This is a genomic window from Lentisphaera marina (genome assembly GCF_028745505.1).
Taxonomy (GTDB): Bacteria; Verrucomicrobiota; Lentisphaeria; order Lentisphaerales; family Lentisphaeraceae; genus Lentisphaera; species Lentisphaera marina.
Genome location: NZ_JAQZZL010000001.1, coordinates 755464 through 766922, shown reverse-complemented (window position 1 = coordinate 766922; position 11459 = coordinate 755464). Strand labels below are relative to the sequence as shown.

Sequence of the window (11459 nt, the reverse complement as noted above, 5' to 3'; positions counted from 1 at the left end):
TTTTATGAAAAGAAAATTTTATTGTAAAGGAATTCTCGTATTTATTACATGCTGCCAAGGTTTATTTGCTACACAGACAGATCTAAAGGATTCTAAACCGAATATCATTTTTGTTTTAACCGACGATCAGGGCATGGGTGACTTATCTTGCATGGGCAACCCCATTTTGCGAACTCCGCATATTGATCAAATGTATCAAAAGTCGACACGCTTTAGTGATTTTCAGGTTAGTGCAACATGCACACCCACAAGAGCTGCCATCATGAGTGGGCGCCCCCCCTTTGAAGTTGGAATAAGTCATACACTCATGCAACGCGACCGTTTAGCTCCCACCGTAATCACTTTTCCACAAGCACTGCAAAAAGCCGGTTACAAAACAGGGCTCTTTGGCAAGTGGCATTTGGGTGACGGCGAAGAATATCGCCCTCAAAATCGCGGCTTCGACGAAGTTCTGATGCATGGAGCTGGTGGCATCGGTCAGTACAGTTTTGGTGACTTTAAGCCCAATGCCAAGGACAAATATTTTGATAATGTTTTACTGCATAATGATACCATTGTCCAAACCAAGGGTTTTTGTACTGACGTATTTTTTAATGCCGCTCTGAGCTGGATTAAGAAACAGCATCAAAGCAAACAAAAATTCTTTGCCTACATTTCTCTCAACGCCCCCCATGGCCCACTCATTGCACCTGAAAAATACAAAAAGCGTTTCTTAGATGAAGGTTATAATCAGCCCACTGCGGCACGTTATGGCATGATCGAAAACATCGACGATAATTTCGGTTTAATGATGACAAAACTTAAAGAATGGCAGGCCTTAGAAAATACACTTATCATTTTCATGACCGATAATGGCATGGCAATGAAATCAATCGGGAAAAAAGGAACGAAAGGAAGAATTGAGGCCTGGAATGCGGGTATGAAAGGTCACAAAGATAGCGCTTGGGAAGGCGGATCACATGTGCCATCGTTTTGGTACTGGAAGGGCGTGCTCGGAGAAGGTGTAGATATCAAAGCGCTATGTGCACACATCGATTTATATCGCACTTTTTGTGAACTGGCAGGAACTCAAATCCCCAAAAGTGAATTAATGCCTAAAGGACGCTCTTTGCTTCCATTGTTGGAAAACCCAAAAGCAAAGTGGGATGACAGAACTTTATTTTTTCACCGTGGTCGCTGGGGCGGAGGCGGAAGAGGCAAGAAAACTCGTGAGCTCGCCAAATACTATGGCATGGCTGTTCGCAATTCGCGCTGGCGTTTGGTTAATATTATGGATGGGGATGGCCCCTGGTTAAGTGATATCTCTAACGATCCTGGAGAGACTAAAAACGTCATTGAACAATTCCCCGAAATTGCTGAACAAATGAACGCCCAATTTAATCAATGGTGGGATTCAACTGAGCCCTTGCTTATCAACGAAGGCTTACCCAGGTTAAAACCCGAAGAACACCATCTCCATATTCTATACAATAAGCAGCTCAAAGAAAAAGGGATTCCTGAATGGGCTCCCGATCAATTTTAATATCAAGTAAATCTCAACACTATGAAAAAATCACTCCGTTTTACTCTTCTAATCCTCTTATCTTTTTTTGCGCTTCAGGCAAAAAGTAAAAAAAATCCCTGGCAGGACTTTCAACAAATTAAGTTCACAGTCGATGGACGAGATGCTTTTATCATCAAGCCCCATCAAGTTGCTCCGAACAAGCCTTGGGTTTGGCGTGCACGCTTTCCCACTTATCACCCGGAAGTTGATCTGATTTTATTAAAAAAAGGCTTCCATATTGCCTACATCAATACTGACGACATGCTTGGCAGTCCTAAAGCACTCAAGCATTGGGATGCTTTCTATCAGCACATAACCAAAGAAAAAGGCTTATCTAAAAAAGTCACCTTAGAAGCCGTCAGTCGTGGTGGTCTCTTTGCTTACCGCTGGGCCTCACAAAATCCCGGTAAAATCAATGCAATTTATGCGGAAGTTCCCGTTTGTGATTTTAAGAGCTGGCCAGGAGGCAAAGCTAATGGCGTGGGTAATAAAAAAGCTTGGCAAAATGTATTAAAGCAATATCAAATAAGCGAACAAGAAGCCATGGAATACAAGCAAAACCCCATCGACGTACTTGCGCCCATCGCAAAAGAAGACATTCCCCTTTTACACCTCATCAGCCTCAATGATCAAGTCGTTCCCGCCGATGAAAACACCTTTATACTCGCCGAACGCTACCGCAAACTAGGTGGATCAATCGAGCTGATTGAAGTCCAAAAGGCAGCTCGTGCCAAAGGCCACCATTTCGATCACCCCGATCCTGAGCGCGTTGCTGATTTTATACTCAAAAACACAAATCAGTCTACCCAACTCTCCACTCTCACGCCAGTCCCATCAAAACTTAAAAAATTCATGCCAAAGCGCCACATTGCGAAACTGGCAGAAGCCAAAAGTCGCCAAATTGATTTTGTGATGATTGGTGATTCCATCACCCACAACTGGGAATCGGAAAAGAATTACGAACAAACTTTTGCGGGATTCAATATGCTCAACTTGGGTTTTGCTGGTGACCGCACCCAGAACGTACTTTGGCGAATTCAACATGGTGCCTTGGACAACATAGACCCTAAACTCATTACTTTAATGATTGGAACCAATCATTTACACAATCCCAAAAAAGGCTATACGCCTGACTCCTCAGCAGATGTTATTAGTGGGATAAAAGCAGTCCTTAAAGAAATCCGTACTCGACTTCCCAATGCAAAAGTCATCCTGTTTTCAGTCTTCCCACGACGTGAACCGGAAAATCAGAGAGTAAAGGAACTAAACAAATTCATTCCTAGCATTGCCGATAATAAAATGATTTTTCATCATGATATAAGTAAGATTTTTTTAGCTAAAAACGGTGAAATTAACAAGGCACTTTATAACAGAGACGGGCTGCATTTAAATAGTAATGGCTACAAAGCCTGGGGTGAGGCACTCCATAAAATTCTCAACACTTATAAATCACGCCCCTCGACAAGACGACAGGCTAATGTCAAAATATAATTCAACTAATGTCTTACATTTATGAACACTACTTGTCGCAAAACTGGAAATTCATGGCTAAAAAGATTAGGTTTCAAAAGCTTTGTTAATCCTTCATATAAAGATCTCAACATGAAAGAATCCAATAATACTCGTCACACCCTTTTGCAAAAACTTCAGCTCTCTGAAGGCGATGAGTATTGGGACGAATTTGTCAGCTCATATGAAGGTTATATTTACTTAGTTATTCGCAATATGGGCGTCGACCCCAGCACCTGTGAAGACTTGCTCCAAGATGTATTGGTGAAGCTGTGGAAATCACTCTCTAGCTTTAAATATGAACAGGAAAAATGCCGTTTCCGAACTTGGCTCTGCGTTATTATTCGCAACACGGTCTATAATTATTTTCAATCCAAGGCCAATCGCAATAAACAACAAAATGTAAACTACGATGAAGTCGCTGAATCTATCAAACTCATCACTCAGCCCGAAATTGACAAAATTGCCGAAGTCGAATGGAAGAGCTTTCTCTCCAACAAGGCTTGGGATAGTATAAAAGATGACTTTTCTCCCAAGGCAGTGCAAGTATTTGAAGCCTCACTAGAGGAAGATGATAACAAAGTCCTCTCGGAAAAATTTGGTATAAGCACCAATGTCGTTCGCGTTTATAAATCACGTATTCGCAGTGTGCTTCTCAAAGAGATCACGCGCCTAAATTTTGAATTGGGTGGCTAAATTTATTTATGGCTCAAGAGCGCAAAGAAGAAAATTATAGCAAGAAATTTGCTCATTTCTGTGACGAAATTTCAAACTTTTCAGAAACGCCTATTATCAATAATATTGAAGAATCTGAGGAACGTTATACCGAGCTCGACTTTCTCAATGAAGGTGGTGCAAAAGTTCTCTACTGCTGCCACGATAACTTCACTGGTAGAGAAGTCGCTATGGCCAAGCTCAAAGATAATTCGAGCCCTTTTCGGCAGGAACGCTTTTTGCAAGAAGCCCAACTCACTTCATCACTGCAGCACCCAAATATTGTCCCCGTTTATGACCTAGGACTAGAAGATAAAAATCCTTGGTTCACCATGAAATTAATTTCTGGACGTTCGCTTCATAAAGTATTGGAAGATGATCGTAAGAGTGATATTTCCTATATGAATAGTCTCAAGCGAAATCTCGATTATTTTTTAAAAGTCTGTGATGCCATTGCCTATGCCCACTCCAAGAGTGTTTTGCATTTGGATCTCAAGCCCGATAATATTCAAATAGGTGAGTATGGTGACTTAGTTGTCTGTGATTGGGGCTTGGCTAATATTCTCGCGGAAAATTGCGATGAAAATATGCTACAATTCTACACCTTTAACCCCTTTGACAAAGAGTCCGTCACAATTGATGGCATGATTAAAGGTACGCCAGGTTATATGGCACCGGAGCAAGCCTCCTTCAAAAAAGCTAAAAAAAATGTCGGCACCGATATTTTTTCTTTGGGGGCGATTCTCTACAATATCTTATGTTATGAAAAACCTTTCAAAGGGCATGATGTTAAAGAAGTCATGAAGCGAACTTGTGAAGGCGATTATCTACTGCCGAGTAAAATCGAAGCCTCCGTTCCAAAAGCTCTAGAAGCCATTTGCCAAAAAGCAATGCAAGTCAAAGTTGAAGATCGCTATGCTGCAGTTATCGAACTTCAGAACGAGGTGCTCAACTATCGACAAGGTTTTGCGACTGACGCAGAAAATGCCAGTTTCATTAAACTAATGAAATTATGGATCTATCGCAATAAAATGATCAGTGCCTTCTCTGGTTTCACCGCACTTCTCATAATTATTTTTACCTATATTTACCTGGAAAAAGTCAATCTTGAAAAAGAAAACGCCCTGCAATTAGCCAAGAATGTCAGCTTAGAAAATGAATTTCATCGCAAAATGGGGCGCGATTCCGCACCGCGATTCTTGGAAAGAGCCCAAATGGCTTATTCCTCCTTTGAATTAGATGATGCCATCAATTTTTCCGATAGTGCCGTTGACCTCAATCCTGAACTAACCGAAGCCTGGCAACTCAAAGCCGAACTGCATTTTATTAAAGAAGAATTTCTTCAAGCACTAAAGGCGGTCAGTCATACCCCAAATCAAAAATTCCTCTCCCTCTGCGAAAGGTTTGCTCAAATCAAAGCCGATGATACTCAAAAATTAAAAATCCAGGACCTCATTGAATTAATTCGCATCACAAAAGAGATGAAGTTCACACAACTCAACATTCGCTTTATTCGCCATAAGGCCAATACCGAAATGGATCTAGAGACACGCTTACAATTTGCCCTCCAAGCAACTCTAATTATGAACCAAACGGATAAAATCAACTTTAATTTTGATCCCATAAGTAAACATTTGGACCTCTCTAATAACGCCAATCTAAGTAGCGCTATTTCCTTTCAAAATTTCCCCTGTCTCAGCACTGATTTATCCAAAACTAATATCAGTGACTTTAGTGCCGTTAGAAATCAAGATATCACGGCCTTGGATGTCAGCTCCACAGAAATCGGTACATTGCATTCACTGAATAGCGCCCATAAATCATTGCGTAAGCTCAATATCTCTAATACCAATATCCGCAGTTTGATGCCTATAAAAAATCGCCTCATCGAAGAATTGGATATTAGTTGGACCCCTGTTAACAAAGTTTCTGACCTCAAAAACTTACCCAATTTGAAAAATCTTACGATCCATCATAATCAATTTTCTCGCGGTCAAATTAAGAAGCTTCAATCACAATATTTATTAACTATCAAAGAAAAACGCAAATAATTATCCATCTCTAGATACGTTCAAGATTTGTCCTTGTTTAGCTCTTACAGAGATATAAAAAATCAAGCATAGGAAACTATATGAGAAATAAATTATTAATTGCTTTATCCGCAATCTTCCTTTTACCCACACTCAGTTTACTCGCATCTGAAAAAACCAAGATCCTCTTCATTGCAGGTGATACCAAGCACCGCCATGGGATTCACGAATTCAAAGCCGGCTCAATGCTGCTTGCTGATGCCCTCAATAAAAGTGGCCTCAACATCGATGCTCAAGTTCAATGGTTTGGTTGGCCACAAGACGAAAGCATTTTTGAAGGTGTGGACGCCTGTGTGATCTATGCCGATGGCGGAGGTAACTTTGGAGAAAAATATGCCGTTCTTGACGAAAATGTTAAAAAGGGCATGGGCATCATGTTCATGCACTATGGCGTTCACCCCACAAAAGAAGTGGGGGAAAAGTACTACAAGAATTGGATCGGTGGTTATTATGACGATGCCTTCTCTGTCAACCCTTCCTGGATTGCCGACTTAAAAATCAATAAAAATCACCCTGCATCAAGAGGGCTTGATGAACCACTGAAAGTTTTCGACGAACTCTATTGGAACATGAATATGAAACACGATTGTGATGAATGTTCAAATATTGCCTCTGCAGTCCCCACTAAACAAAACATGGTTCGCTACGGAAGTTCAAAATTCTGGAATAAACAAGCCCACGATAAGCTAGGTACTGAGCAGCCAATCATTTATTGTCGCAATCCTAAAGACGGCAGTGCTCGAGGCGCTGGTTTCGTAGGTGGTCACTACCACAATAACTGGGCCATTGATGATTATAGAAAACTCGTCCTCAATACGATTGCGTGGGTCGCAAAAGTAGAAGTTCCTGCAAGTGGCGTCCCCTCACAGAAAGTGACAAAAGCCATGCTCAATGCCAATCTCAATCGCCCCGATGAACCAACTCAAATTGAACTTCCCACTGCAGATTTACTTACTCAGCCTGCGGGTAAAGTCCCTGATTTAGGCGAAGATGGTCGAGCTATTCAGAGAAAACGCCAAACTAAGAAAAAACCGGCACCGAAAAAAAAAACAGTAATTAAAACACCCCCCACTAAGCCCGCTGCCTCTAAAGCCACAACAGCTAAAAAAACGGCGCCTAAAAAGCCGCTTGCTAAAAGACCTGGCCCACCCACTCCTCCATGGCCACCCACGGCTCCGGAAAATGTTGACCTCAAGTATTTTTCTGTGCCAGATGAAAATCTTGAGACCACCATTTGGGCAACGACTCCTCAACTCTATAATCCTACTAATATGGATATCGACCACAAGGGGCGAATCTGGGTGACGGAGGCGGTAAACTACCGTAAGCAGCGTGAACAGCGACGCAAAGCTGGTGACCGCATTGTTGTACTCACAGATACAAATGGTGATGGTAAAGCTGATAAATCACAAATTTTTGACCAAGATCCGAACTTAGCCGCCCCGCTTGGCATTGCGGTTTTTGATAATAAAATCATTGTCTCCCAACCCCCAGAACTGATTATCTACACCGATGTTGACCGCAACCTAAAGTTCGATCCCAAAGTTGATAAGAAACAAGCCTTGCTCACAGGTTTTAACGGGCGTCAACACGACCACTCACTTCACTCGCTCACGGCTGGACCCGATGGAAAATTTTACTTCAATAGCGGGAACTGCGGCGCAATCTTCACGGATAAATCTGGAAAAACTTTCCGTATGAATACCAATTACCGTGGTGGCGCCCCTGAAGAATACTTCTATACCCCCACACACGAACTCAAAGGCGCTAAGAGTGATGATGGCTTTGTGTGGTCCTCTGGTTTTACCGTCCGCATGGATCCCGATGGTAGCAATGTGGAAATTGTTGGTCATGGCTACCGTAATTCCTACGAACAGACGCTCACTTCTTTTGGCGATATGTTCCAAAGTGATAATGATGATTACTCGAGCTGCCGTAATTCATATGTGCTGGAATATGGCTCGGCGGGTTACTACTCTCTCGATGGGCAGTACAAATGGCAGCCAGAACGCCGTGCGGGTCAGTCAGTCCCCAAAGCTCACTGGAGACAAGATAATCCAGGAACTTTTGATGCGGGAGATGTCTATGGCTCAGGTGGTCCCTCTGGCGTAGCCTTCTATGAAAATGGGGCCCTCGGTAAAAAATGGGAAGGTATGTATCTTTCCTCAGCGACTTCTCGCAACACTGTTTTGGGTTATTTCCCTAAGGAAAAAGGCGCTGCTTTTGATCTCAAACGTTTTAATTTTGTATCTACCAACAAGCCCGCTAGCCTCAAAGAATCAACTGCCGAAACAGAGAAACGACTCTATTTCCGTCCCTCCGATGTTTGCGTGGGCCCCGATGGCGCTCTCTATGTAGCCGATTGGTATGATCCGGGAACTGGTGGCCACAACTCAATCGATGATTCTTGCTCAGGAACTATTTACAGAATTGCTCCAAAGAACTTTAAATCTGTAGTTCCAAAGATTGATCTTACTACCATTAAAGGTCAAATTGATGCCCTTAAAAACCCTTCACCAAATGTTCGTCACCTAGGTTTTGAAGCACTCAAAAAATCGGGTGGTAAAGCCTCAGGCCAGCTCATCAAACTTCTTGATCACCCCAATAAATTTGTTGCGGCTCGCGCTATCTGGCTCCTTCCTCATGCAGGTAAGAAAGGCATGGTTAAATGCCTGCAACTTTTAGATAGTCCACAGGCGGATCACCGCTTAGTCGCTTATCGTGCACTACGTCGTGCCAATGCGGATATGCTCCCCTACGCCAAAAAGCTTGCCAAAGATTCTAGCATTGCCATACGCCGTGATGTCGCTCTATCTTTGCGTCATTATTCAGCAAAAGAAAGCGCGCTCCTCTTTATTGAGCTTGTCCAAGCTATCAAGGGCTATGACAAAAATTACATCGAAGCTATTGGCCTCGGTGCTGAAAATAAAGAAAACGAAATCTGGCAGGTCCTAAAGAATAACTTAGCTAATAACGGTCCTCTAGTTTGGTCAGATGCTTTTGCGAGAGTGACTTGGCGCTTGGGTCCATCCGATGCCATTGAAGCCCTGCGTCTACGTGCCTCTAGTGATTCACTTTCGAAAGAGCAGCGACTCTTTGCCATTGAGTCACTCGCTTTCATCAAAGATAAAAAATCCGCCCTCGCTTTAGTACAAATCGCCAAAACTCAAAAAGCTGTCAGTAAAGAAGCGAGTGACTGGATCTTTAAACGTGCCACTTCTGATTGGGCCGATCTCGATATTGCTGCAGAAATCAAAAATATCTATGATCCTGAAGCGATTAAAGTGCAGGGCATCACTGTTGCGGCTGAAGAAAAAGCAAGCACGCTAAAAGTTCCTGCCATTTCCAAGCTGCAGGGTAATGCCGAGCATGGCAAGGGAAAAATCATGATCTGTACTATGTGCCACAGTATCAATGGTGCAGGCCCTCACTATGGTCCTCGTTTAGAAGGCTGGGCACAAAAACAATCCAAGGATGCCGTTATTCACGCTATCATAAACCCTTCTCAGGGCTTAGCTCACGGTTTCAAAGGTCATGAAATTGTTCTTAAAGATGGCACTATTGTTCAAGGTATGCTCGAGAGTAAAGGCGATCCCCTCATCGTCGTTTCTACTGGTGGCTTACGTCAAATAATCCCAAAATCTAAAGTCCAAAAAATCATCCCCATGAAACGCTCGCTCATGCTCTCTGCTGAACAACTCGGCCTCAAAGAACAAGACGTTGCCGACATCGTCGAATACATGAAGCAATGGCAGTAAAAGCTTAGTTAGAGCTTATCTCATAATACTTTAAAAATTTATGGTAAAACCATAAAACTCTATTAGCCGAGGGTGTCAGAGACTGTGTGAAAAACATTATCCACATACACTTATTTTAATAAGCTTATATATTATAGCATATAGAATTTTCAGTAACTGCTGTGAGGAATTTATGAGCTTTATAAAAAGAGTGTCACGCGATCAGGTTTTATTATTGCCGGACTGTCTTGATGATTATGTAGACGAAAACAATAAAGTTCGCTTTATAGATGAGTTTGTTAATGGTTTAGACTTGAGAGAATGTGGTTTTATTTATCCCAAAGAAAGAATCGATGGACGAGGTCGACCTGCTTATGATCCAGCCGATTTATTGAAACTGTTTATCTATGGCTATTCTTATGGAATTCGCAGTGGACGTAAACTCGAAAGGTCTTGTAAAGTGAACCTTGAGGTGATTTGGCTCATGGGTAAACTGAAGCCTGATTTTAAAACTATATGTGATTTTAGACTGAGTAATCGTAAGGCCTTTAAAAAGGTCAGTGCCCAATTCACTCTTTTGTGTAGTAAACTTAAGTTGATTTCTGGTGATTTTATAGCCGTTGATGGCACGAGTATCAAAGCCGTAAATAATATAAGTAAAAGCTGGACAAAAAATAAACTGAACTCGGCTCTTAATAAGTACGAACAAGAGGCAGAAAAATATCTAAAGGATTTAGAGGAGCTGGATAAGTATCCATCTCCAAAAAAGGAAGATAAACAACAAAAACTAAAAAATTCACTGGTAATAAATCAGAAACTATCTCAAGAATTAACAAAAATCAAAAACCAACTAGAAGCGACGGGCAAAGAGAGCATTAGTTTTAATGACCCTGAAAGTCGCCCGATTAAAAAAGGACGAAAAAGTACAGTCGGTTATAATGTTCAACACGCTGTGGATGATAAAAACTACTTGATTGTCGCAGCTGAAGTAACATCGCAGGTTAATGATCTTGGTTCACTTTATTCAACTTTAAAAGCAACAAGTGATGTTATTGAAGAAGGAAAAGGAAGCAATGTCTTGGCAGATAAAGGTTATTTCAGCAATGAAGATATCAAAGCTTGTGAAGATAATGGCTATACCTGTTATGTTCCTGAACAGGGAGATCCTATGGAAGGTCGAGGCTTATATGGGAAAGACGACTTTATTTACGATAAGCATAATGACAGCTACATTTGTCCTGCGGGAAAAAGCCTTGCCAAATTTCAAAACAAGAAACGAGGAAGCAAACAATTTTGGATCTATAAAACGCCCGAAGCTTGTATCAACTGCTCCCTAAAAGCAAAATGTACAACATCAAAAAGCCGAAGTATTCAACGGTGGGAACACGAATACGTTTTAGAAAATGTTCGAAAAAGGATGAAAGCCAAACCAGGGGTAATGAAACGACGAGCTGCAATTGTTGAGCACCCATTTGGAACAATTAAAGAACATATTCTTACTGGTGGGTATAATCTAACTGGAAAAGAATCTGTACAGGCCGAGACTTCATTGGCACAACTTGTTTATAATTTGAACCGAGTTCTTAATATTATGAAGTTTTCAGAATTAATGTCCTTACTCAAGGATATACAGGGGGTTTTTCTAAAATATATTCACAATCACTTGTTAATCAGTCCTTATTTGAGTATGAAAGTGATGAAATTACTCCTCAGACGAAATAGTTATACAAACTCACTAATTATTCTAGTTTGATACAAAGGCAGATCTTTTTCACACAGTCTCATCAACCCTCGGTATTGTATAATGAGACATGCCACAATGCCTTTAGGTATTGTACCTTAAGGCACAAAGAATATTTTGATTTA

The 11459-nt window shown here is 41.5% G+C and carries 6 protein-coding genes; all 6 read left to right on the top strand.

Annotated features, from left to right (window positions below; all coding sequences use genetic code 11):
* Window positions 1-4 precede the first annotated feature (4 nt).
* The 6 genes from PQO01_RS03225 (at window position 5) to PQO01_RS03200 (ending at window position 11346) form a co-directional block, all read left to right on the top strand.
* Window positions 5-1522, top strand: a complete 1518-nt coding sequence (locus tag PQO01_RS03225; RefSeq protein WP_274312606.1) for an arylsulfatase — start codon at window positions 5-7, stop codon at window positions 1520-1522.
* Window positions 1523-1543: 21 nt separating this feature from the next.
* Window positions 1544-3034, top strand: coding sequence for a GDSL-type esterase/lipase family protein (locus tag PQO01_RS03220; protein WP_274312605.1), 1491 nt, complete (start codon window positions 1544-1546; stop codon window positions 3032-3034).
* A 111-nt stretch (window positions 3035-3145) separates the two neighbouring features.
* Window positions 3146-3748: an RNA polymerase sigma factor gene (locus PQO01_RS03215; RefSeq protein WP_274312604.1), complete on the top strand. Its 603-nt coding sequence runs from the start codon at window positions 3146-3148 to the stop codon at window positions 3746-3748.
* An 8-nt stretch (window positions 3749-3756) separates the two neighbouring features.
* On the top strand, window positions 3757-5817 hold the full coding sequence (locus PQO01_RS03210) for a protein kinase domain-containing protein (RefSeq protein WP_274312603.1): 2061 nt from the start codon (window positions 3757-3759) through the stop codon (window positions 5815-5817).
* 80 nt (window positions 5818-5897) lie between these two features.
* A complete protein-coding gene (locus PQO01_RS03205; protein WP_274312602.1) occupies window positions 5898-9614 on the top strand; it encodes a PVC-type heme-binding CxxCH protein in 3717 nt (1238 codons plus the stop codon).
* Window positions 9615-9786: 172 nt separating this feature from the next.
* Window positions 9787-11346, top strand: a complete 1560-nt coding sequence (locus PQO01_RS03200) for an IS1182 family transposase (RefSeq protein ID WP_274312601.1) — start codon at window positions 9787-9789, stop codon at window positions 11344-11346.
* Window positions 11347-11459: the final 113 nt, after the last annotated feature.

What these genes read in the sequence shown, in the direction of transcription:
- PQO01_RS03225 (WP_274312606.1), top strand. Translation starts at nt 5, where the DNA reads ATGAAAAGAAAATTTTATTGTAAAGGAATTCTCGTATTTATTACATGC.
- PQO01_RS03220 (WP_274312605.1), top strand. Translation starts at nt 1,544, where the DNA reads ATGAAAAAATCACTCCGTTTTACTCTTCTAATCCTCTTATCTTTTTTT.
- PQO01_RS03215 (WP_274312604.1), top strand. Translation starts at nt 3,146, where the DNA reads ATGAAAGAATCCAATAATACTCGTCACACCCTTTTGCAAAAACTTCAG.
- PQO01_RS03210 (WP_274312603.1), top strand. Translation starts at nt 3,757, where the DNA reads ATGGCTCAAGAGCGCAAAGAAGAAAATTATAGCAAGAAATTTGCTCAT.
- PQO01_RS03205 (WP_274312602.1), top strand. Translation starts at nt 5,898, where the DNA reads ATGAGAAATAAATTATTAATTGCTTTATCCGCAATCTTCCTTTTACCC.
- PQO01_RS03200 (WP_274312601.1), top strand. Translation starts at nt 9,787, where the DNA reads ATGAGCTTTATAAAAAGAGTGTCACGCGATCAGGTTTTATTATTGCCG.